Annotated in this window: 21 protein-coding genes; 10 read left to right on the top strand and 11 right to left on the bottom strand. The window is 41.7% G+C overall.

Going from position 1 to position 24,495, the window contains the following annotated elements; translation table 11 throughout:
* Nucleotides 1–152 precede the first annotated feature (152 nt).
* Together CXF81_RS05040 and CXF81_RS05035 are read left to right on the top strand one after the other, a co-directional pair.
* Nucleotides 153–800 (top strand): peroxiredoxin-like family protein, encoded by a 648-nt coding sequence (locus CXF81_RS05040; protein ID WP_101180283.1) that lies wholly within the window; start codon nt 153–155, stop codon nt 798–800.
* Nucleotides 801–956: 156 nt separating this feature from the next.
* Nucleotides 957–1,766 carry an SDR family oxidoreductase gene (locus tag CXF81_RS05035; RefSeq protein ID WP_101180282.1) on the top strand — a complete coding sequence of 270 codons (810 nt, stop codon included), beginning with the start codon at nt 957–959 and terminating at the stop codon, nt 1,764–1,766.
* A gap of 88 nt (nt 1,767–1,854) precedes the next feature.
* Here the strand turns inward: CXF81_RS05035 and CXF81_RS05030 are convergent, their stop codons facing one another.
* The 4 genes from CXF81_RS05030 to CXF81_RS05015 all read right to left on the bottom strand — a co-directional run bounded on the left by CXF81_RS05030 (nt 1,855) and on the right by CXF81_RS05015 (nt 8,281).
* Nucleotides 1,855–2,616 (bottom strand): DnaJ domain-containing protein, encoded by a 762-nt coding sequence (locus CXF81_RS05030; protein WP_101180281.1) that lies wholly within the window; start codon nt 2,614–2,616, stop codon nt 1,855–1,857.
* Nucleotides 2,617–2,730: 114 nt separating this feature from the next.
* Complete coding sequence (locus tag CXF81_RS05025; protein ID WP_101180280.1) at nt 2,731–3,429, bottom strand: hypothetical protein; 699 nt, start codon at nt 3,427–3,429, stop codon at nt 2,731–2,733.
* A gap of 538 nt (nt 3,430–3,967) precedes the next feature.
* The gene (locus tag CXF81_RS05020) at nt 3,968–6,763 is read right to left on the bottom strand and encodes a TonB-dependent siderophore receptor (protein WP_101180279.1); all 2,796 of its coding nucleotides are present in this window, start codon (nt 6,761–6,763) and stop codon (nt 3,968–3,970) included.
* A 282-nt stretch (nt 6,764–7,045) separates the two neighbouring features.
* Nucleotides 7,046–8,281 carry an acyltransferase gene (locus CXF81_RS05015; protein WP_157825495.1) on the bottom strand — a complete coding sequence of 412 codons (1,236 nt, stop codon included), beginning with the start codon at nt 8,279–8,281 and terminating at the stop codon, nt 7,046–7,048.
* Between the two features lie 146 nt (nt 8,282–8,427).
* Between CXF81_RS05015 and CXF81_RS05010 the strand changes: the two genes are divergently transcribed.
* The 6 genes from CXF81_RS05010 (at nt 8,428) to CXF81_RS04985 (ending at nt 15,024) form a co-directional block, all read left to right on the top strand.
* Nucleotides 8,428–9,312 carry a LytTR family DNA-binding domain-containing protein gene (locus CXF81_RS05010; RefSeq protein WP_101180277.1) on the top strand — a complete coding sequence of 295 codons (885 nt, stop codon included), beginning with the start codon at nt 8,428–8,430 and terminating at the stop codon, nt 9,310–9,312.
* A gap of 118 nt (nt 9,313–9,430) precedes the next feature.
* Entirely contained in the window at nt 9,431–9,994 is a 564-nt protein-coding gene (locus CXF81_RS05005; protein ID WP_101180276.1) for a YSC84-related protein, read from the top strand.
* Nucleotides 9,995–10,142: 148 nt separating this feature from the next.
* Nucleotides 10,143–12,218, top strand: coding sequence for an ATP-dependent DNA helicase RecG (recG, locus tag CXF81_RS05000; protein WP_101180275.1), 2,076 nt, complete (start codon nt 10,143–10,145; stop codon nt 12,216–12,218).
* Nucleotides 12,211–13,161, top strand: coding sequence for a class I SAM-dependent methyltransferase (locus CXF81_RS04995; RefSeq protein WP_101180326.1), 951 nt, complete (start codon nt 12,211–12,213; stop codon nt 13,159–13,161). Before recG ends, CXF81_RS04995 begins: the two co-directional genes overlap by 8 nt.
* An 86-nt stretch (nt 13,162–13,247) precedes the next feature.
* Nucleotides 13,248–13,721 (top strand): peroxiredoxin, encoded by a 474-nt coding sequence (locus tag CXF81_RS04990; protein WP_101180274.1) that lies wholly within the window; start codon nt 13,248–13,250, stop codon nt 13,719–13,721.
* A gap of 121 nt (nt 13,722–13,842) precedes the next feature.
* Nucleotides 13,843–15,024, top strand: coding sequence for an NAD(P)/FAD-dependent oxidoreductase (locus CXF81_RS04985; RefSeq protein ID WP_101180273.1), 1,182 nt, complete (start codon nt 13,843–13,845; stop codon nt 15,022–15,024).
* A 128-nt stretch (nt 15,025–15,152) separates the two neighbouring features.
* Here CXF81_RS04985 and CXF81_RS04980 read toward each other — a convergent pair whose 3' ends face one another.
* The 7 genes from CXF81_RS04980 to CXF81_RS04950 form a co-directional block, all read right to left on the bottom strand.
* Entirely contained in the window at nt 15,153–15,596 is a 444-nt protein-coding gene (locus CXF81_RS04980) for a hypothetical protein (RefSeq protein WP_198556322.1), read from the bottom strand.
* A gap of 61 nt (nt 15,597–15,657) precedes the next feature.
* Nucleotides 15,658–16,104, bottom strand: a complete 447-nt coding sequence (locus tag CXF81_RS04975; protein ID WP_101180272.1) for a YHS domain-containing (seleno)protein — start codon at nt 16,102–16,104, stop codon at nt 15,658–15,660.
* A 115-nt stretch (nt 16,105–16,219) separates the two neighbouring features.
* Complete coding sequence (locus CXF81_RS04970) at nt 16,220–17,044, bottom strand: hypothetical protein (protein ID WP_101180271.1); 825 nt, start codon at nt 17,042–17,044, stop codon at nt 16,220–16,222.
* Entirely contained in the window at nt 17,037–17,894 is an 858-nt protein-coding gene (locus CXF81_RS04965) for a Rieske 2Fe-2S domain-containing protein (RefSeq protein WP_101180270.1), read from the bottom strand. Before CXF81_RS04965 ends, CXF81_RS04970 begins: the two co-directional genes overlap by 8 nt.
* The gene (locus tag CXF81_RS19805) at nt 17,891–18,046 is read right to left on the bottom strand and encodes a hypothetical protein (protein ID WP_157825494.1); all 156 of its coding nucleotides are present in this window, start codon (nt 18,044–18,046) and stop codon (nt 17,891–17,893) included. The genes CXF81_RS04965 and CXF81_RS19805 overlap by 4 nt, the downstream gene beginning before the upstream one ends.
* A gap of 212 nt (nt 18,047–18,258) precedes the next feature.
* Nucleotides 18,259–19,875, bottom strand: a complete 1,617-nt coding sequence (locus tag CXF81_RS04955) for a glutamate synthase-related protein (RefSeq protein WP_101180268.1) — start codon at nt 19,873–19,875, stop codon at nt 18,259–18,261.
* 235 nt (nt 19,876–20,110) lie between these two features.
* The gene (locus CXF81_RS04950; protein WP_101180267.1) at nt 20,111–21,334 is read right to left on the bottom strand and encodes a sodium:proton antiporter; all 1,224 of its coding nucleotides are present in this window, start codon (nt 21,332–21,334) and stop codon (nt 20,111–20,113) included.
* Between the two features lie 1,313 nt (nt 21,335–22,647).
* Here CXF81_RS04950 and CXF81_RS04945 point away from each other — a divergent pair.
* A complete protein-coding gene (locus CXF81_RS04945) occupies nt 22,648–22,863 on the top strand; it encodes a hypothetical protein (protein ID WP_101180266.1) in 216 nt (71 codons plus the stop codon).
* 593 nt (nt 22,864–23,456) lie between these two features.
* Nucleotides 23,457–24,368: an aspartyl protease family protein gene (locus CXF81_RS04940; RefSeq protein ID WP_101180265.1), complete on the top strand. Its 912-nt coding sequence runs from the start codon at nt 23,457–23,459 to the stop codon at nt 24,366–24,368.
* Nucleotides 24,369–24,495: the final 127 nt, after the last annotated feature.

Here is a 24,495-nt window from a genome sequence, read left to right as displayed (position 1 = left end):
AAATGATTTGTGTGTTGGCTTGGTCTGTTGTAGTGAATAAATGAACCTTATTTTCGATTGGTCTAATATTGATCGATGATTTGAATACGCAACTTAAAACCAACTCACCCTATTAAATTTATTTAATCGAATTTGATAAAAAAGGAATTAACATGAAAAAATGGTTATTGTTAGCCGCATTTGCACTTACGGCCGCAGTGTCATCATCAGCCTTAGCTTTAGATAGAACTGTTATTGCAGACAAAGTTGAAGATGTAACGCCCCTACTCAACGGTTCAGCAGCGCCCAATGTGACTGTGAAAACAGCGGATGGTTCTCGCGTAAGTTTGCAAGCTTTGCTTATGCAAAAACCAACCGTGCTTATCTTTTACCGAGGTGGATGGTGTCCTTATTGCAGTCGACAATTAGCCGAGTTAAGGTTAATTGAGCAAGACTTGATAGACGAGGGTTATCAACTATTGGCAATATCTCCTGAGTCACCAGAAAAGCTACAAACACAAAAACTGCAAACTGAGTTCGCCATTGCCTTAATTTCTGATGAAAGCTTGGCCGCTATCCGTGGCTTTGGTGTCGCTTACTATGTTCCTAACGATACTCGTAAGCTTTACAAAGACCGCATGAATGTTGAGCTCACCGCGGATAAAACACAAAGAGCGGTATTACCAGCACCTGCTATTTTCATTCTAGATGAAACTGGAACGGTACAGTTTAACTATGTTAACCCTGACTTTACTGTGCGCCCATCTGCTGCTCTGGTATTAAGCGCGGCAAAGTTAGTTAAACTAGACGGCAAAGCGTAAACTATAAGGATGCCTATACCTAGCACTAAAAAACAAACGTTAGTTGCAGAGACTGAGTATAGCCTTTACTATTATTATTTCGCTACGCTAGAAAATCATTGACGCAAGGTCAGTAAGAGTACAATTTAAAATTGCCGTACAAAGGAGCAAATCAATATGTTTGATCAGTCAACACTAAAAGACAAAGTTGTTTTTATTGCAGGCGGCACCAGTGGTATTAATTTAGGTATAGCCAAGGGCATGGCAGCAGTGGGTGCGAAGATCGCAGTACTGGGCCGAAACTCAGATAAAGCCCTAGCAGCAGCTCAAGAGATTACAGAAAGTGTTAAAAGCATTAACGGACACAGTGCCATTGCGCTGACCGCTGACGTTAGGGATCCGGAACAAGTTGAGAACGCTTTACAGTCATGTGTCGCGCAACTTGGCAAGATTGACTGTCTAATCTCCGGTGCGGCAGGCAATTTTCCAGCACCTGCCTTAGGGATCTCACCAAAAGGCTTTAAGACTGTCATCGATATTGACCTTCTAGGTACATATAACGTGTTCCACCTAGGCTTTAATCATATAAACAAAGGCGCATCACTTATCGCGATCACTGCTCCTCAAGCAGTCACTGTAATGCCCTTTCAGGTTCACGTTTGCGCAGCAAAAGCAGGTATCAATATGATGATTAAATGCTTAGCTGTTGAATGGGGCGCATCTGGCATCACGGTCAATGGTATTTCACCAGGCCCCATTAATGGAACTGAGGGCGCAGAGCGCTTAGCCCCTACTCCAGAGGCGAAAGCGGCAATGTCTGCTAAGATTGCTAGCAAACGATTTGGCGAAACCAAAGATATAGCCGATGCGGCAATCTATCTCGCTAGTGATATGGGTCGGTATATAAATGGGTCGATTATGACAGTAGATGGCGGCACAGAGTTGGGCGATGCCAGCGAAGATTGCCTCAAAATTCCGCTTCGCTAGTATAAGATCCCTTCAACTGTTTCTAGGTCGACATCGACATCGACATGACAGCATTGGTAAACTGACACCAAGCCAATCTATTCAAAGTTTACTTGTCCTTGCTGCTTACAAGTAAATTCTTGGCCTGATTTATTTTTGCTGCCAAATAATTGCTGCCTCCCCGATCAGGATGGAGCTTTAGCATCAGTTTGCGGTGAGCTGCGATAACCTCCTCATCCGTTGCGTTATCATTAAGGCCGAGTACCGCATAAGCTTCAATTGCCGTCATCTCAACGCTGTCTCTTCCCCGAGAGTTTTGTTCACTATCCCCTGAATAGTTTCCGGCATTAGCAGCTTCGTGCCAGTCAGAACCATACTTGCGATCAAGATAGGCGGCTAAAACTTCAATAGAATCAGGATATTGCTTATCTGCTAGGTCATACAGAGAGACTAACTCTGACAGACTTAACTCAGACAGATATTTGCCCTTGTTATCCGTAGCCAGCAATTCGCCATCTACATTGCCACTTTCGTGATCAAGAGTCATTTTGAGCAAGCTGGTTTCAATTGTAGAATGCTGAGGTGAACCCGAACTTTGTTTTACTTTAGCCTTCTGGTAAAGTCCTTTTAAAAATGGGAAATAACGTAGAAATGGAAACAAGCGTTTAGCAAATAGAACTAACGCTGTTCCCAGTGCCGCCAAAATATAAAGCTTTCCGGTGATCGTTAGCAAGAGCAGAATCGCGATAAACGCGAGTGCGCCTGCTTTCGCGCCAACTTTCTTTATTTGTGCTCGCTTAAGCGGTCGTATATATCCCACCGCGATATAGCCGATGATAATAACCACTATTAAAACAACAAGTCCTAACATAGAGTTTTCACTTATTTGAGGTATCAGTTAAGCCGTAAAGCCTATCATCCTTTATTTCACGGTATTGATATTTGCATTTAAACATTTAGATTACGGGCCGCTATCTAATTATGGTTACTTTAGCTGCTGCAATAAATGTTGCACGCTCGCATCCATGCTCAATAAATTACTTTTCAAAGCGGGTTTACCGCCCGCTGCATATACCGCAACCGCGGCCAACAACTGACCTAACTGTTTGGCACTGCCTTGATCAAACTGACAATATGCTCCTCCACTCAATGTCGCTAGCTGTGAGAAGATATTTCCGACTTGAGGATTGTTTCCTTCTTGAAAAATAAATAAAGGTAAATTAAGTATTCCTAACTTACCTGCCAAGGTTCCAAGTAAATCTGGGTCTTCTTCAATACAATCACCGACAAATACCAGTGCGTTTACTTTGCTTGTGCGAGTTTCACTCAATGCATGCGATAACACTTTGGCGATCTGTGTTTGTCCAGCCAAGCAGCGTACCGAAAGCAAGGCTTGTTTGATTTCATCGGCGCCGCGTGTCCAAGGAAGCGCTTTAAACTCCCCCATCCCTCGGTAGTAACAAAGCTGCACACTGAGCGCACTTACTTTGTCTGCTTCAGCAAACATAGCTGCATGTTGTTGACTAGCCATATCCCAACAGTGCTCACGACTTGCTGTTGCATCCATTGCAAATATTAATCTGCCCTTGCCTACGCCAGTGACAAGTGGGGCATTTTTGACTTTGCCAATAAATGCTTGAATATCTTGGGCGTTCGACTTTTTATCAGGAAGCTTTGGAATCATGTCGTTCCCCGTTTATGTTAAATCTAAAATAAAAAAGTAAAGACTACATTAATGTAGCCTAAATAAATTACGCTACATTACTCGTTTTATGCTTTCTTATAAACATTATTAGCAACTTAATAATTGATGATGAAAATAAATTACCCAAACATCAAAGTGCTTGGTAGACACTTACAGAAAACGAAAACGACTGTGTAAAATAAAAAGTTTATTCAAAATTTACTTCAGGATTCAATAGGCAGTGAAGAATATGACAATAGTTTTGTCATATAGCATAAGTACAGTATGACTTCTTTGTCGGATCACCTGCCATTAGGATAACGACCGATAGCACTAATAAATCTCAAAGTGTGATCAAGATATGCCGTTTGAGGTCTTGCTGCGAACTTTCGGCTCATTGCCAACAGCGGCTATTCAGTTTAACTGACCGATTATATCTTTAACGAAAGCGCAAACATGCATTTACGCACATAGAAATGATGAATCGGCTGCAACTAAATTCTTTTAAAATTTGAGTGCAGCCGATGAAGGTAGTTTATTAAAATGTTAAACCAATTTCCGCATAAAGGACTCTTCCTCTGATGGAGTGCGCTTCCTCATCAAAAAATGGACGAGCGCCATAGCGTGGGGGATTTTCATCGGTAAGATTATTCGCCCCGACCATTATCCAACTTCCAATTCCAGTCAACTCTGACGCATCGTATCTGTACTGCAAATCTACTGTCGTGAAGCTATCTATATTTTGCCCTAAAAGACTGTTGTTACGCGCACCGTCATCTTGTAAATAGGAATCTGTATAACGTAGAGTTACAGTTGCTTGATGATTCTCTTTTGTCCATCTGCCACTGGCATTTCCACTTAACTCTGGCATCGTGCCAAATGAGTCTGTGTTGGCATTGCGGCGTCCTGCAACGTCAACAGTAACACCGCTTAGCACAGCTTCAAATGACATAACGTAGGACACAGTCAAGTTAAAATCAAGTGCACCTATCTCAGTATCAATACCATAATTAAATTTAGCATCAATACCATCCGTTTTCGCACTGTTGGCATTTTCTAAGGAAGTGTTAATAAATAAGGGCACGCCGTCGGAGGCTCTCGTGATATTAGGGTCATTCAATATGCCATCATTACAATCGCTATCCAATACCGCTTGCGGCGACTGAGCATTTACAATGAGACCTTCGTAATCGTATTGCCAGTAATCTACCGACACACTACTTTTAGTTGATGCTTGCCAAACTATCCCTAGGTTAATGTTGTCAGCCGACTGTGGATTCAATTTACCGAGGACTTTAGCTGAAGTATCTGCAATAAAGTCGCCTGCTTGTGCATTCTCAGTGTTGCAAGTAACCCGTCCATTTGAGGTTAGAAAATCAACCCCAGTATTACTTGTTATTCCCCCTGTTTGAATTGCCGTTGGCGCTTGAAACGATGAACCATATGATGCGCGAAGTAAAACATCATCTGTTATTTTATATAAAGCAGCGATTTTAGGATCGGTAGTGGTGCCGACTTCTTCTCCGTGATCTTCATAGCGCAAAGCAAGCTGTATGTCTAAATTTTCCAGGGCAGGTATGGCAACTTCAACAAACACGGAATCGACATCTGTTTCGCCATTCACTGAAAGTGACCTTGATGATGCAACACTTCCTAAACCGGAACTTGTTATTCTGTCTGGTGTGAACGTAAACGTTTCTTGGCGTTTCTGATAACCAAATGCCACACCTACATAGCCCGCGTCTAGCTCAAAAACTTCACCGTTGCTCATTACAAAATCAAGCGTTTCTTGTGAGCTTGTGCGAATATTAGTCGTGGTATAACCAATGTTGTCATTGTAGCTATCGAGGTCATGAGCTGCGGTACTAATACCGTCCTTGGGCGAAATGAAGTCTGGTAACGCATATGCGATACCAAATGGATTGAGCGTGCCGTCCATTAAACCAGACTGCAAGCCGCTAGCGATGCTATCACCTTCTGCTATAAATCTATTCTCGTGTTCATAATTTTGGTACCAAGCTGAAACACTCCAGTTTCCTCTAAATGCATCAATACCAAGCATATGGCGGTCCGAGTTATTAACATAATCATTCCCACGTCCGTTCCTACCGGCAATTGCTGCTCCTATTGGTCTAAAGTTACCACTGGTTGTTAAATTAGCCGCCGCATTTGGATTTTGTTGCCAAAATTGAGCACCAGTTGCTGTCGTTGGGTCGATATATTGAAGACCATCTGCATCATCTACAAAAAAGTTGAATGGATGACTACTCGGGATTAAAAACCTACCGCCATATTCGCCATTGCCGTTTATTTGAGGGCCGAATGCGCGAGTCGTCGTGTTTTGTGCATAACTTACTTCGCCAAATGCCTTTAATTCTTCAAAACCGAATAACTGACCTAGATCATAGTCAAATTCTGCGAAAATTGATAAGCGATTATTCTTGGGAACAGGGCTGGTATGGTCAAAAAAGTTATAGCTACAATTATTCCCTTGAACAACTTGACCTGCCTCTTCGCAAAAAGGGTCAATGATCTTGGTACTTCCAAATGCACCCGTTTGTGGATCTAAAGTGCGATATTCATCAGGCGATCCGCTACTTGATAGTAATACTCCGCCTGAACGCTCTACAATAAAGTCGAAATCATCGCGATAGTTAATGCTTCCATTGTAAGCCGTCGCGTATAAACCAAAAGAACCACGCTCTCCATTACTGCCAAGCGCAAAATTAATTGTTTCTGTTTGGTTACTCGCATCTTCATAGCGGGCACTGACTTCCAAACCCTCAAACCCTTTGCGTGTGACTATATTGACCACACCCGCAACAGCTTCGGAACCATAAATTGCTGAAGCGCCGTCTGTTTGGATATCAACGCTTTTTACCATAGACAACGGTAACTGATTCAAATCGTAAAATTGATTTCCCAAATTATCACTTAGGGGACTCTTGCCCGCCCGGCGGCCATTAATTAAAACCAGCGTTGAGCCTGCGCCTAAGTTACGGATATTAAAATTTGATGAACCAATATTTTCACCACTGACAGGATTTACAACAGAGCCAGCATTTGCTGGTATGTTTAGAACGAGGTCTGAGATTGAACCGATGCTGCTTAGCTCAATGCTGTCTCTATCAATATACTGAACCGGTGCAGCACTTTCGGTATCAATTTTACGAATATTTGATCCCAGAACGCTGATCCTTTCGACGTTCTCTATATTTTGTGTTTCGGTCTCGTTTTGTGCAAACGCGTGGGGAGAAGCAATACCCAAAGCCGTAGTGATAGATGAGGCAATAATTAGTTTTTTGTGTTTTTTAAAGTTGTTGTGTTTGTTCATCTTGACTTTACCTTTTTATTTTAAGTTGTATCAAAGTTAAGCGTCTTGCTTTCTCTCAATAAGAATTTTGTCGAATGTTGTAATATTATTTAGCGCGCAGGAACGGATAAACCCCTACTAAATGAGTAAATTATTTACATTTAATTCACAGAAATGTCTAAATAACGTTACGCAAAAGGGGGATATTGAAGTGAGCAATATATGTAATTAAACGTTGAGGTGGTTTTCCACTATTGGTAGCAATAGGATTTCAAGTAGCGTTGTGTACCATCTGTGCTTGACTCAAATGAGGCAATAAATCATTGGTGTGCAGATTACCGACACGGCAAAATTGGCTTGCCAACTACTGTATGGGTCCTTGTTTTTCTTCAGACGCATACCAAAACACAGTCGAAAAGCATTGAATCTAGCAATTAACATGACCAGTAAGGCACAGATAAGGGGGGTAACGACTAAACTAAACCACAATTGATATTCGGCACTTCGCAACAAAATTAAATGGCTGTTAGATGCCACATAAGCAATGATTATAATGACACTTTGATGCAAAATATAAAGTGGAAATACGTATGGGTTTAGTTGTTTGATTAGTTTGTTTGGCTTGTTAAGAAACTGATACGACAGCGCAAGTATAGCCAGCAGTGGTAGAATTTTATTCGACACATATATACATTGAATGAGTGCGTTCCATAAAGTATTCGTTTGATCCAACCCAGTTTGCCAGATCTCGATAAAACCTATTTGCAGTGCCATCATAGCAACTAGGCTAAGTATACAGAGCAACTTTACGTGCTTTGTCAAAGTCTGCCAAAAAGCCTCGTGCAAACCTAAATAGAAGCCCAATAACAATACAATAAATCCATAATACTCTCGCACAGATTCGCCCTCCATCAGCAGTTCAATCATTGCAATGGGGATAACAAACAGCGGTAATAAATAACGTAATCTTGCGGCTAAAAAATGCCCAATCATTTTTGCAAGATTTGAATTTAAAATGGGTGAGAGTAGAATTAGTATTATGCTAAACCTCCATAATGAACGTAAATACCATAAGTGATTAACATCAAATCGAGGCCAAATGCCGGATGAGTAGTTAACAAAGTATCCCTTTGGTTGAACAAAAAAAGCATGAACAAAACCAATAAAATTTAAAGGCATATCACCCGCTTGTTTCATTTGTGCAAATAACTGAACAGGAACAATAAATAGCACGCCAACCAACAGCGGGAGCAATATCTGATTAGTACGTCTAACAACTAGTCTAATAACATTATAACTGCCACACATGTATGCTAAGGCAATGCCAGATACCAACCACAATAGTCCCATGCGCCAAGGAGACGTCAACAGCATTAGCGATTTGATCCAATCACTCGCCAAGGGATTTTTATAGTGATAACCCCAGTCAGGTACATACACCATACCAATGTGATACATCAGTAATACGCCAATAGCGATTACCCTGAGCCAGTCTAAACAATGCAGTCGGTTTGTATTTTGAGAAGCAGTATTATTCATGTTTTTTCTTGTATTTGTGTGATTTAAATGCAATAAGTATGAGTCGAATACTGCCATGAATGACCCGTCGTTATGTATCTAACTTGCTGAAATGAAACAATAAGTGATAAGTGGTGGAAATAAGGGATGAAAGGTAATTAATTGAGATGCAGTTTTCAAAAGAACACTTTCAGAAGCACAAATTTACCTACGAAATGCTAGCTTTGGCTTGCTACTTTGGCATTAATGCGACTATCAATGCCACCACGGTGTTGATGGAGGAAGCGAGAAAAGAGAGTGCATCGTTTCAAGTCTGGGAACCCTTTGCATGGGAATACTCTAGCGCCCTAGCAACGCTCTTTATCTTTCCATTAATTGCAGGGTTTATGCGCAAGTACCCTTGGGATTGGCAGACAACAAAAAGCAGTATTGGCCGATATATTGCTGCCGCGATAACCTACGGGGCCTCGCATATATTGTTAATGGTCGCGATGCGCGAACTTGTTTATTTATTATCCGCAAGTGACTACCAGTTTTCTGTAAGTTTTCAGCACTTTATGTTTGAATTTTTATATGAGTTACGCAAGGACGTTTGGAGCTTTTGTTTTTTTGTCGCCATGATTGGCGTATATCGATACATAGTTGCGCAATGGTTAGGGGATGCTCAATCAATCTCAAATAAAGCAGATAAACCAATTGATTGCCAACAAACCGAATCATTAGCGAATATTTTATTAGTTAAAAAGCTAGGTAAAGAATTTTTGATTAAAACTAAAAACATCGAATGGGTAGAGGCATGTGGTAACTATTCAAATTTACATATTGATAATGAGATTTACCCTATGCGCACGACGATGTCTGATTTTATCTTAAAAAGCCGTCACTACGGCTTAATCCGCGTACACAGATCATTTGCGGTTAATGTAAGCAGGGTGCATTTCATTGAATCCTTAGCCAGTGGTGACGCGGAAATAGTCATGCGGTCAGGGCAGAAAATACGACTTTCAAGACGTTATAAAAGTGACTTTGAAACATTAATCGCAAGCCATTAGAAGCAAGACGACTGTAAGGAGTATATTTTTCGTTAGTCAGTAATCGACTATCAATTTTATACTTCGTTTACGTGTACACTATGCTGTAGCATCATCAATCGATTATAAGGAAAGTTAAATGTATGGTTTAAAGTTATTAAGTGGCTTGGCGTGTGTTTTTTTACTCAGTGCCTGCGCATCTTACGGAACGGGTACTGACGTTGAAAAGCGTGTCGCAATATTAGAAATGCAACAAGACGCGTTGGAAAAACTATATCTAAAAAAGCCCGCAGCGAGAGAGGAATTGAACGCATCACCCGGTTATGCTGTATTTTCAAACGCTAATATTAATTTGTTCTTGGTGTCTGCTGGAACCGGCTATGGCGTTGTAAGCGATCAGATTCAGAATAAAAAAACGTATATGAATATGGCTGAAGGTGGCGTTGGCTTTGGTATAGGTGCAAAAGATTATCGCATTGTCATGGTGTTTCACAATCAAGCTGCTATGCGCAATTTCGTAGAACAAGGCTGGACCTTCGGTGGTAACGCAGATGCAGCAGCAAAAGCGGGTACAAAAGGAAAGTCGATTGAAGGCGAAGCCTATTATGGCGATGTTACGGTGTATACCATGACTGAAAGCGGTTTGGCTCTGCAAGCTACGGTTAAAGGAAGCAAATTCTGGAAAGACGACGAGCTTAACTAAGCTAGTATTTAATGTCAGCTTGAGGCACATCCTAAATTATGTGGTGGTCTTTTTTGCAAACCTGAGTGCTAGAACAGGTGGCTTAATTACAAAGGTCTGGTAAAGTTTAGCTATCAGCGAAACGTTAAGATTATAAGAATATTATGAAATGAAGTCACTGGCTGATACGCCGGTTACCACGCTCAAAGGTGTCGGAGCAAAAGTTGCGGAAAAACTAAAAAAACTCGGCCTTGTTACTCTGCAAGACGTGATTTTTCACCTTCCGGCTAGGTATGAAGATCGCACTCGAATTTATCCTATGGCGGACCTGCATGCCTATTTGCATGTGTCTATCCAAGGCGAGATTATGTCAGCCGACATTCAATACGGTAAACGTCGAATGTTGTTGGTTAAAGTCAGTGACGGGAGCGGTTCCGTTACTCTGCGCTTTTTCCATTTTTCTGCTGCCCAAACCAAGTCTTTAGCAATCGGAAATATTATTCGTGCCTTTGGTGAAGTTCGAACAGGCAAAGCAAACCTCGAGATGATGCACCCAGAATATAAGATTGTAGATGATCCTGAAAATACAAGCTTGGAAGAATCGTTAACGCCTGTTTATCCAACAACCGAGGGCGTAAGACAACTCACACTTCGAAATTTAACCGAGCAAGCATTGAAACAACTGGATAAAGGTGCACTTTTAGAATTACTGCCCAATGGTCTATATGAACAACAAGTATCGTTAACTGATGCATTGCATTTAGTGCATCGACCACCGCCAGACATTGTAATAGAAGATTTAGTTGAGGGAAGGCATCCCGCGCAAAAGCGTTTAGTGATTGAAGAGTTGCTGGCACACCATTTAAGTATGCTCAAAGTACGTTCGCAGTCAAATGCAGAACCCGGCATTGCGGTTACAATAGATGAGCCGTTAAAACAAAAGTTTTTAGCCACCCTACCGTTTAAACCAACGGGTGCACAAGCGCGTGTGGTGGGTGAAATTGAGCAAGACATGCAACATGCGCAACCGATGATGCGTTTAGTTCAGGGTGACGTTGGTTCGGGAAAAACCTTAGTTGCTGCGCTTAGCTCATTATCCGCGATTAGCGCAGGCTATCAAGTTGCCCTGATGGCTCCAACTGAATTGTTGGCCGAACAGCACACTCGTAATTTTACCGACTGGTTTACCCCTTTAGGAATCAACGTAGGCTGGTTGGCAGGCAAGTTGAAAGGCAAAGCGAGAATAGAAACTCTCGAACAGCTTGCGTTGGGTAATATTCAAATGCTGGTTGGCACTCACGCAATATTCCAAGAACAAGTAGAGTATAAAAATCTGGCGATGGTGATTGTTGATGAACAACATCGTTTTGGTGTGCATCAACGTTTGGCGTTGCGTAAAAAAGGTGAAAAGCTTGGCAAGTACCCACATCAACTGATAATGACAGCAACGCCTATTCCGCGGACGTTAGCAATGACTGCGTATGCTGATTTAGACACCTCCGTTATCGATGAATTGCCTCCAGGAAGAACACCGGTGACAACGGTCGTTTTACCTGATAGCAGACGTGGTGATGTCATTGAGCGTGTTCGTAAAGCGGCTGTTGAGCAAAAACGCCAAGTATATTGGGTCTGCACACTTATTGACGAATCAGAAGTATTGCAATGCCAAGCGGCTGAGGATGCAGCAGTTGCATTGAGAACCACCTTAACAGAGCTGAAGGTTGGACTGGTCCACGGGCGCTTAAAAGCAGCTGAAAAACAGCAAGTCATGGACGATTTCAAACAAGGCAAGCTTGATTTGTTAGTCGCCACTACCGTGATTGAAGTCGGTGTTGATGTTCCCAATGCTAGCTTAATGATTGTTGAAAACCCAGAGCGTTTAGGCTTAGCCCAATTGCATCAGTTGCGCGGCAGAGTGGGGCGTGGCTCGGTAGAAAGTCATTGTGTATTAATGTATTCAGGTCCGCTATCTAAAACAGCCAGTAAGCGTCTAGGTGTTTTACGTGAATCAACTGACGGCTTTTATATTGCTGAAAAAGACTTAGAAATTCGTGGCCCAGGTGAAATGTTGGGGACTAAACAAACTGGCATAGCCGACTTGAAAATCGCGGATTTAATACGTGATGCAGCGCTTATTCCAGATATAAAAAATATGGCTGAATACGTATGGCGCGAATATCCAAGCAACTCTCAAGCACTTATTGGTCGGTGGCTGGCATATAAAGAGGAGTATGGAAATGCGTGATCAAAATGCGCCTATCAATGCCCAAAGTGAGCAAGATGGTGGTATAGGAATAGTCATTCTTGTAGAGGATCGCGACCGCATATCTCCTCAAGAGGATGCAAAAAAGCTATCTGCTGAAACCGGTTACCCTATCGTAAAGCGGGGTTTGAACGATGCTAAAGTAAAATCAAATAAGTCGTTATCAAAACCTAAAAAACCACATACCAACGCACAAAAAATGGCAAAACGAAGCACGAAAGGGAATAGCTGTGTTGCCAACATTGATATTGATAGCCAGTGGCAACTCGTCTACACATCCAACGGTCTTGCACTACGGTTGAGCAATGAGCCAAGTTGGGGAGATATTATAATTGATTTCAATTCAGCCGCGCTTCATTACCGCAAGCAACATGGTGGTGGGCGCAATGAGGCGCTAGCTAAAGCAATTGGTATAAAAGGTAAAGATTCACTGTCAGTAATTGATTGTACTGCAGGAATGGGTAACGACAGTTTTGTTATGGCAAGTGTGGGTGCTCATGTCATCATGTTAGAGCGCAGTCCGATTATCGCGGCACTGTTAGAGGATGCGCTAAACCGTATTGAATCTGTTGCTGAATTATCCGAAAGATTATCGCTAGTCAAAACGGATGCAACAGACTATATTTTAAAGCAAGGTGCAAAAAAAAAGGCTAAACCGTTGGCTGACGTTATTTATCTTGACCCAATGTTTCCGCACAAAAAAAAGTCAGCTCTGGTGAAGAAAGAAATGCGCGCATTCCAACAGTTGTTAGGTGCAGATATCGACAGCGCGCAATTGCTGGACGCAGCACTGAGCCATGCCGGTAGCAGAGTCGTGGTTAAAAGGCCGGGCTCGGCGGACCCAATTGAGCTAGCGTGTGGACGTAAACCCGACACCGCAATTGAATCAAAAAAACACAGATTTGATGTGTATATACTACACTGATACTCTGAAACAAATAATCGTAAGTTGCCTTTATGCGAGTAACAATACTCTAATATAGACACACAATAAAATAACAAGGAGTGACCATGATTGAAGTAGGCGGCACATTACCAGAAGCAGTATTTAGTATTTTGCAAGATGGTGAAATAAAAAATCCAAATACAGGTACTTTATTTAGCGAAAAGAAAGTGGTTTTATTTGCAGTTCCCGGCGCATTCACTCCTACCTGCTCAGCAGCTCATCTTCCTGGATACATTGCATTGGCTGATAAAATTAAAGCGAAAGGCGTCGATGCCATTATTTGTATTTCGGTAAATGATGCTTTTGTTATGGGCGCTTGGGGTAAGTCACAAGACGCGCACGAAATCATGATGTTAGCAGACGGCAACGGTACTTTTGCCCAATTGATTGGTCTCGATATGGATACTGACGCATTTGGTGGCATTCGTTCAATTCGTTACAGCATGATCGTCGAAGACGGTGTTGTTCGCGCACTCAATGTTGAAGACCCGGGTCGTTTTGAAGTCAGTGATGCTGAAACTATATTGAAGCAGCTGTAAGTAATATTTCACTAAAGCGAACGCATTTAGTAAAAACAAAAGCGAGTAAAACAAGCCATCTAGTTGATGGCTTGTGATTAAACAGCGATAATGTTCTGTGTTCATAACAATGAGTAGTAACGTGACCAAAACAGAAGTTATTGTAATAGGTGCTGGCGCAGCAGGTCTATTTTGCGCAACTGAAGCGGGTAAACGAGGTCGTAAGGTCATTGTTTTTGATCATGCAAAAAGACTAGGTGGTAAGATCCTCATGAGTGGAGGCGGTCGTTGCAACTTTACTAATACGTATACTTCGCACGAAAACTTTCTATCTCAAAATCCGCATTTTTGTAAGTCCGCACTAAGTCAATATACGCAATGGGATTTTATCTCATTGGTAAACGAATATGGTATTAAGCATCACGAAAAAACACTCGGTCAACTTTTTTGTGATGACAGCGCTAAAGATATCGTCGATTTACTCTTGGCCGAATGCAAAAAAGCCAATGTTGATATTAAGAACCGAACAGAAATTATCGACATACAATATGTCGATAATCGCTATGTAGTGAATACCAGCCAAGGCATTTTCAGCAGTGAGTCATTGGTCATTGCAACGGGTGGCTTAAGTATGCCAAAGTTAGGCGCAACACCTTTCGGCTATAGAGTTGCTGAACAGTTTGGCTTGCCCATTATTCCAACAAAAGCCGCCCTTGTGCCATTTACGTTGCAGGAACATGACAAGGCCGTAATAGGCGAGCTCAGCGGTATTTCAGTTGATGCTAACGCAAGTTGCAACAACACCAATTTCAATGAAAGTATTTTGTTTACTCATCGTGGTTTAAGTGGCCCCGCAGTACTGCAAATCTCGAGTTTCTGGGACCCAGGACAAGAGGTGGAATTTGACCTTTTTCCAAACGCTGATTTGTTCCAAGATTTATTTGAGCAACAGCAGTCAAATCCAGAAATACAACTTTCTACAGCACTTGGAAAACATTATTCAAAACGTTTTGTACAAGCGGCTATTCCGTATTTTGAATTAGACAACAAGCCGCTTAAGCAATACAACGCAAAACAGTTGCAAAGCGCAGCCGACGCTTTTACGCAGTGGCGAGTTAAACCAAATGGAACTGAAGGCTATCGGACTGCCGAGGTCACACTGGGCGGCGTTGATACGGACTATGTTTCATCAAAAAACATGCAAGTTAAGGATCAAGAAGGATTGTTCTTTATAGGTGAAGTACTTGATGTAACTGGCTGGCTAGGGGGTTATAATTTTCAGTGGGCTTGGTCTAGCGGTTGGGCTGCGGGGCAGGTGGCATAAGTTGTTTTATGGGATAGTAAATCAAGACAAGTTGGGTGCTAGATCTCCTATTTATATCAGTTGAAATTTCCTTGTTTTTTGATTTTAAATAGATACAAACGTTTTTATAAATACAATGAGTCGATTCCTCAGCTTTTATTAATGGCAACTTCACGGGTATGATAGCCAAGGTTTTTAATCTCGTTCAATACCCTGGGAAACCCTTTGGGAACTAAAACAGTGCCGTTTATCCATACGCTGTTAGCAGCATAGGCTTCTTTTTCTTCAACTTTAATACGATTAAATTGGCTGAAATCTGGATGCGAATGCATATCGCCAAAAGTTAAAAGGTGATTGCCCTCTAAATAGCTTAGGCCCGTCTTCAAATGTAAAAGCCCTGACATTTCGACGATAGAACCACTTAAGCCATAACCCTCGAGAATATTAATCAATTGTTTTAGCCAAGTATGTTGTGCAATCCAATGGTTTGTATTTAAGATGCTAATTGATAGACGACTCTGGCTTGCATTATAGCAAGCATCCAAAATAAAATAACCGAACAAGCAATAAAGGTGAGTTGGACCAGTTGCCAAGTCAACTTAGTCCAATCAATTAAAGCGTACTGTTGTATAAATTTTAAGTTAAAAGCTTAGTCTAAAAATCCACGTTTGCCTTATATTCAGGACCTGCAAGCTTAATAAAGCCGTCTTTATCTTCACTCCAGTCTTCAGCAACGCCTTTGCTATAGTTCAAGTAAAGTTTGCCCTTGTATATCGTGAAGGCTTCTTCATCAATTCCCACAAAACGGCCTTTCGACATAGCATATGCGCAATAACCACCATATTGAGGGGCATACTTTTCTTGATCGGCGTCAAACAAGGCTTTATTTTCAGTGCTCGAAAAATACCAAACGGCGCCTCGCCATTCACTAGTAATGTGGTCTGCCCCTTCTACTGGTTTGTTCTCAGTAAAGTAAGCAACGGTATCGTAGCCATAGATAGCTTTATTATTGAAAGAGCCCGTTTCAATAGGGTCTTTAGCGAAAGCCAAGCTACTAAACACGCTCAACATTAATGCACATATCAGAATTATCTTTTTCATTGTTGTCTATCCCTGTATTTTAAAAATGTAAGGCTTTATCAATTCATCATTAATAAAAACCGACGTTGGTCTATTTACTTTTCAAATGGCGACACAAATATTGCAAAACATAAAGCTAATGGTCATGGTCATGGTTCAGCATCGCCACGTCTTCATCAGACATCTGAGCTAAGGTTTCGCCATAATCTGCTAATTTTGAACCTGTAAGCAGTTTTACGTTACTGGCATTTAGACGCACATATTGTAGTTCGCCCCGCTGCAATAATGTGCCTGATAATCTCACAGGTACGGCTACCTTGTCTGATAAAGGAATTGAGGCGCTACTGCCATCTTCATTCATCAATAAATAGCCCAAACGCTCACCCTGTTGATTCTTGACCGCTAGCATAGGCGGCACTCCGCCGAGCAGACACAAGCGAGCGCAGGCACGGTGTACTTTACCTCCGCCAGGTTTCATTACCCCAAGGAAACACTTTGAATCGATAATCTCACCTTCAAAAGTCACTTCTCCCAAATATTGATCGCTAACTTCAAGACCCATTTTATTCGACACCACCTGCACCTCAGCGTCAGCAGGAACTTGCAACATGACCCAATCGCCTCTATCGATGGGCAAGCCAGAAACGGTGATCCATTGATTTGCATAGGGTTGTAATAAGTCATTAGCCGACTTCTTAAATCGGTCTACTAAGATCACGGAGCGCTTTTCTTCGCCCACATGATGCAAGACCGGATAAGGGTCTAAGGTAAGGTAACCAGACATGGTTGACTGATTAGACAATTCCGCTACTCCTTTGCCCGCACTTTGTTGATTCAGTGATAACCAAACCCCTACGGCAATGGCAATCAATAAAAAGATAGGAACGACAATCTTATAAAAAGAAACAATTGACTGTGGGGCCTTAAGGTAGCCCACAAAAAACTCATTATTTTTACGCATTGGCTATGGTCTCCACGTTGATAAGCTGCTCGATCACTAACACTGGACGCTCTGTTCCATCTGGCAACCCCGCCGTGTTTAACATAACTTTGTCCGCTTCCATTTTTAATTCGTATGTGCCAACGCGCTCAGTAAATGGTGCGGGTGAACGGCCATCTTCTGGGCGATACTGAAAACCATGCCAAGGGCAAGTGATCAAGCCATCGATGATACAACCTTCACCCAAAGGACCATTTTGATGCTGGCAAACGTTTGAAATTGCCGCTAGCTTATTGTTTTCATAACGGAATATTGCGACGCGCTCGCCATTACTAATTTGAATCGTTTTGGCACGGTTATTACCAATTGATTTCCAATCGCCAATATCAATCCACTTGCCCGCACTTTCCTTCACATCTGCCATAACGAAAAGAATGATCAGTGCAAAGAATCCAAGTGGTTGAAAAGGAACGTCAGCTGAGTTATCGAAACTGCCTGGTGAGGTAAAAATCGATTCAATAGGATTCAATGGGCCAAATGAGTGATACCAAATAATTACTAAAATGGCGTGTACCAAGACAATAAGGAACATCGAAACACCCATATGGCGTCGATTGTAGAGAAGTGGTAGGAATCGAGAATCAATGCGTGCCAACGGACCTATACATAAAATTAATGTCAGCAGAATAAATCCAAGTGAACCGAACGCACGAATAAGCATTGTCATCGGCACCAATGCTTCTTCTCCTGTATGTATCACCACGCTGATAATCACAAAAATAGCGATATAAATGACGATGCTCAGCCATAGCGCTTTGTCATATGCTTTCTTATTATTATTCCATTGAACAGGGACAAATCTATGGCTCATGGTAATTTACCTCCTTCAACGGGAGTGGACGAGGGATGATACACGTCTTCTATATCAAAGCGGCCTTGATTGGCATGATAAACAATCCATACTAGAAAAGGCAGTAATAACAGCCATACCATTAGATGGATTTTTTGATGTTTTCTTTTCATCTCAATAGCTCCTTAGTTTGGCTTAAAAGCACGAGGCCGAAGCCACTTGATGATCAGAATTGGCCAAATTGCTAAGGCTGCTGGGGTCCATAGAAGTCTCACAAACCAGGGCGTGCCCGCTGCTGATGGGTCGATTTTACGATATCCAATAACAAAAAAAACGATGGCAAACATTATGCCAATTAGTAAGTAAATTAGGCTCGCTGTTAGCATTATAATCGTCCTCGCATACCGCCAAATTGCACACCCGTTAAATCTGCCATTTGAGACTTGAATGTGGTTAAATCGTCTATGCAGAACTGCTGTAAATCGTTATGCCCACAAGCTCTAGCAAGAATTGTCATTAAGTCAGTACTTGCGTTAAAAAAGCGTTCTAAACGTTTAGCTGCGTCTTCAACCATAAGCCGAGCACGAAGATCTTTTTTCTGAGTAGCAATTCCTACTGGACAGTTATTAGTGTTACACGCCCGCATACCCAAACATCCTATCGCTTGCAAGGCAGAGTTTGACAGCGCAATAGCATCAGCACCTAATGCCAATGCTTTGGCAAAATCAGCGGGCACACGCAATCCACCGGTAATAATTAACGACACACCGCCTGGACCATTGCGATCCAAATGATGTCTGGCGCGGGCCAAAGCAGGTATTGTGGGTACTGATATGTTATCTCTAAATATCGTGGGTGCAGCCCCCGTGCCACCACCTCTGCCATCTAGAATGATGTAGTCACAACCGATTTCCAGAGCGGCATCAATATCCTGTTCTATTTTCTGCGCTGACAGCTTGTATCCGACTGGAATACCGCCGGTTTTTTCTCTTAATTCGTCGGCAAAGTCTTTAATTTGTGCGACCGATGTCCATTCAGGAAAAGTCGCCGGCGATATTGCATCTTGACCCGGCTGTAGACCCCGAACTTCTGCAATTTTTCCTACTACTTTGTTGCCAGGAAGATGACCACCAGTGCCTGTTTTTGCGCCTTGGCCGCCCTTGAAATGAAAGGCTTGGCACTTTTGTACCTTGTCCCAAGAAAACCCAAAACGCGCTGAGGCCAATTCGTAAAAGTATCGAGAGTTATTTTGCTGCTCCTCTGGCAGCATGCCACCTTCGCCAGAACAAATACCAGTGCCTGCAGATTCAGCGCCTATTGCTAATGCGGTTTTGGCTTCTTCAGACAAAGCACCGAAACTCATATCGGAAACAAATAGAGGGATCTTCAAGCGTAAGGGCTTTTTTGCCCGTGGACCAATAATCACTTCCGTTGCAACGGCATCGTCGTCAAGTAAGGGTCTGGTAGCCAGTTGCGCAACATTAAACTGTAAATCGTCCCAGCTAGGCAATTCCAAATGAGATACGCCCATGGCTGCCATCGGGCCATGATGCCCAAGTCGACTTAATCCATTGCCCGCCAGCTCCCTGATCAATTTTACATGTGGCTCGTCTTTTGTGCCGGTATGGTCTTGAAATAGGCCTTGGTATGTATCGCGGGCATAGGGTTGGGGGTTAGCACTATGCCAGGCAGATATTTCATCTTCATCTACCCATACTTGCTCACTCTCAATCCAAGCCGAAAATTTATGCAATACCTCAGCGTTGTCATACTCACTAACGCCTGTATCTAAGCGATAGTCCCAGTTATGCACACCACATATAATATTGTCGCCATCCACGTGACCATCCGACATTAGAGCACCGCGGTGAGCGCAACGACCATATAAGACCGAAACTTTGTCACCGTAGCGCACAATCACTAGATCCACATTCGCCACGAGTGCATATGCAGGCGTGCGATCTTCTATTTCATTCCAACTTGCGATACTGACTTTTTTCATTGTAATAGACGCCTTTTAGTATATTTATTGACGGAAAAACTTCAGAACTAGGGATGCTGTGAACTAGACGAGTCCAACATCTGTAATAATCTCAATAATGGACGGTCCTCAATACGCTAACGCCGCGGATGATTGATCTGCGTGAGTGACTTCAATGTCCCTTACCCTGATTTTGTTTAACTCGACCATCCTAGCTGCTTCAATTTGTATGTCAGAAAGGCTCAGAATCTCGTGATTAAACGTCATTTTTTTGTTTTTTTGGCATCATGCCTTGAACATGTTTTCCATACCATTGTGCCCCTAATGAAGCCGTAATTCCGTGTAAAAGGACGCTCATCCATACAGCGTTAATCGCAACCACTAAGACGGCGTTAGCATAATCACCGAGTATTTGTTCTGACACTATCAGAGCAAATAAAGCGGTGGCTAAGCCTCTTGGGCCAAACCAACCTAAGAATAGTCGCGTAATTGGTTTGGATTGAGTGCCGATTAAGGAGATATAAATCGCGATGGGCCGAACTAAAAATAAGCTGACAAGAATATAGCCAGCTACCGGCAGCGTTAAATGTTCAAGTGCTTCTGGCAATAAACCTAAACCAACCACGATAAATGCTGCCCATACCAACATTTGACCTTCGCTTTCGGCGAATTGATAAATAAATCGGCAGTGTCCTTTCACAATATTGCCAAATGCTAAGCCAGACACAAAGGCAGAAATAAACCCATTACCGCCTAAAAGGCTAGCCATCAAATAAGATGTACCAGTGAGTGCTAGCACCCCGATACCTTGATATATGTGCGAAGTTAACTCACGTGATTCACCAAATAGAAATAAGCGACCGCTGCTCCAACCCATGAAAAAGCCAACCGCTATTCCCATTAGAACTTGGCTTGCACCAAATATTAGCCAGTCTAAATTGTCCCCTTGAGGTGCGTTAGACATAGCTACCAAGCTTGCCAAAAATAGTATTATGGGTAGCGCTAAGCCGTCATTTAAGCCACTTTCAACGGTTAAAGTTTGACGTTCATTTTCAGGGACGGATTTATTACTGACAACGGCTTCGCCAAGAGCGGCATCGGTGGGAGCCATAATTGCGGCAACTAGCGCTATCATTACCAGGGGCCAGTGCGGAAAAAATATATATCCAGCCAATGTCCCCAGCACAATTGATAAGGGTAACCCTATTAGCAACATGCGCAAAGGCCAAGTATTTTGCTTTTTGAGCTGTCTTAAGTCGATTTGAGAGGCATCTAAAAATAGGATAATAATCAACGCAATTTCAGCGATTAAATACAATACTTCTTTTGAATCATGTACTTCTAGTATGCCTGATTGTGACATGACCAAACCAAGAACGATGAAAAACATCGGAGCCGTAATGACAGTTTTTGAGAGGCTTTTAGCGAGCATGGTATATCCGCTAACGCAGAATAATATGAGTACAATGCCTATTTCCAATTTACACACTCCATTGGTGTTAGTGTTTGATCAATCATCTGCTTTCCATCACCTATTTTATACTTCAGCTTACTTGCTTATTTACATACAAATAATCAGAACACAGAATTCAATTTTTCAAAAATAGATCACAGCTTTGCGATTAGTTCTTCTTAAAGACCTATGTTGTTACATAAATCTTTCAATAGTACAAATAACAAGCGATTTTTAGCGAGGTTTTGTTCCCAGCAATATAGACACAAGGGCTTGGCGAATGAATAAGAGTAAGAAAGTATGCCGGTAACTTTGAAAAACGGTCTTTCAGTACAGTCGATATGGTTCGGAAACCTGTCACACTAAGTATCTAAAATTTTACCAAGGAAGGAAATAAATCACGCTTTACGGAATCAAAATACCGGCACTTTCGTTACTACTTTTAATCACTTATGTCAGCGCGAGCAATGCTGGCATCATTTTTAGCGAAAGCTGTGAAACAGATGGTGTGAATCAGCGTTACAATTCAACACAAGAAGGCACGTTCAATGGACCTAGAACAGCTCGAGATTGGCACTGGCAGCGACAATCCGCAAATCAATCTGGTAACACTAGTTTTTATGCTGTGCTACTGCTTAAAAAAGTACGCTACTCGAAACGTGCGCTACTAAAAATAAAGTAAGCTACTCAGCTATTAATAGCGAAACTCTTCTCAAAAAGCTGAAATTTTGGTCGACAATAAAGATGCTGACAAAGCAACAGAGTTGTTTACTGTTCCATTGGTCAGCTTTGCCCAAGTAAGCGGTTGTAGTTATTTTCTAGATTTTAGTTGTCATTTTTTGCTAGAAATGAGGTTTTTATCTATGGCGTTGACAGGCAAGTAAACGGCAATTGCTGACAGTCGCCGAATATTATTGGAGGGCTTTGGAAAAGAATTTAACACGTTGGAGTTTTGAGCACCTTTTGACATCAAAATAAGCCCCTTAAGCAAAAAAGCCGACATTCTTTGAAATACCCTTCTAAGTCATCTACATTCAATAAGGTTAAAAGCCGCGGTTAGGCCAGCTAATCCTTATGTTTTGGACGCTGTTGTTACTATGCCGTTATAGTAATCGTAGAAAAGTGGTGGTAATTATTATCAATAAATTGGTAAGGTATTGATAATAATAAAGTATTCATAATAAGTTGGTAACTTTAAAGAAAATAAATTTGAAATTTTTACATGGATAGGGGTAATATTTCTGTTAGCACACAACGAATTTGAAGACGGATGTTCGCGAAGCGCGCGCGCCCGCCGCTTGAATTGGTGTTGTAAGCCAATTAATGGAGAGTAAAGCGTAATGAATAGCAAAGTAAGATTGCCAATACGAATAATAGCGGGAATAGTAGTTTTACCTTTTCTCGCATTACTCATCTTCGCTGTCGTCGGTCTTTTGTTAGGCGATGGGTTTGAGTTTGATGTTACATTTTTTATAAGTGTTTTTGCAGTCATTGGTCTACTAACGATTGTAATAACAGGAAGCGTACCCAAGCGCTCAGAATCAGATGGCAAGTAACAAAAGCTTGAAGCGGGTGTTATGTTTAGATTGACGAGTAAGTAAATGGATAAACATTAATACAAAATTGAAAAGTGCGTTACACATGGGCTTTACGAGGAGAAGAGCGACTGAAAATCATGTGTAAAGTTAATGGTAACCTCTGTTGTGAGGTGGTAAGCACCCAATATCATTGACTTACTGCTCAGTACCTCCTATTTTTTAAGCGGCGCAAGCAAGACTAACGATTAGCTCATTCTTTCAATCGTCACTCACATCTGTTTTTAATTCGCTATTTTCGGGTTCGCGCCCTGCCAAATACAAGAAAATCGCTACGTTGCCAAACTGCCCTTTTTTACCAGATCAACTCGCTCTTAAATACCGAAAAACCTGCCGTTAAGCCGGTCAAATTCGTGTGCGAGCTTTGTGCCAGAAGCGGCTATTCACCCTCTACCCAATGAACGAGACCGATTAGCAGTAAGCGAACATAAGATAAATTGATGTAAAACTAACTTCAACCAAACAATAGAAAGTTAGGAACTAATATGGGAAGCTAGACTCTTATAGCTTTAAAAATAAATCTTATAGCTTTAAAAATAAAAAAGGAACTTTGCTTGAAAAATTTCATGTCATTTATGTTCGCTATTTCATTAGCCTTTCCACATTTGCTAAATGCAAAAATGCAGGTTATTCCTCTCCATAAAACCCATGAAGGTTATTTTGAAATAGAAGCATCGATAAATCAGGTTAACGCAAAATTCAATCTTGATACTGGTGCAACGGGTACCGTAGTTTATACTAATAAACTAAATGTTTTTGGCATAACTAAAGGCAAAAATAAAATTGATGGTGTGGCTATAGGTAGCGAAAAAACAGGGGTAATTGAAACATTTGCTGTTGAGATAACACAATTTTCGATCGGACAAACACAGTTGAATATCAAATCTATTTATTCTAATGAATCTTCTGGACTATTTGCTCCTGATGTAATGGGTCTTATTGGTTATGATGCTCTTTACCATTTGAACGCTTTGTTGGATGTAAAAAAAGCACAACTACTTATTCCTGAAAATAAAGATGACACTGAGTTATTGCTGAGCAAATCAACCACCGCTAAATATGAAACTATTAAGTTACATAAATCCCCAATGGGGTTTAATTTTGTTGATGTTCAGTTGAGTGAAAATGTCGTCAGACTTGTTGTCGATACAGGCGCCCCTGAACTCATTTTGGATGAGTCTGCCTTAATCCAATATGGTTTCCAGTTAGAAAACCACCCTACCGCAAAAACTGTTATTGCTGAGGGTCTTGAGCTTCCGATGAAAGTATATAGAAATGGGAAGGTCTTGATTGGTAATGAAATGGTCATCGATGATTTCCTGATTACTGACTTTTCAGCACTAATGAACGCCGTTAACGTAAAAGGTCAACCACCCGTGATTGGAATATTAGGGAATAAACACTTGGTTCAACTGAACAGTATTATTGATATAGCAAATGCTAAACTTTATATCAAAAGACCATAGCGCAAGGCTGCATGATAAGGCAACCATTTTTAGTGGATAAACCTTGATTTCGAATGTGATGAACGACCGCTATCTCAGTAAACCCGAGCCTCACGGCCAATTAATCGTGTGACTGGTTTTCGCTCTA

This window comes from Glaciecola sp. 33A, assembly GCF_002836745.1.
GTDB lineage: Bacteria > Pseudomonadota > Gammaproteobacteria > Enterobacterales > Alteromonadaceae > Glaciecola.
The sequence above is the reverse complement of the archived record's forward strand: the minus strand, read 5'-3'. Positions and strand labels throughout refer to the sequence as shown.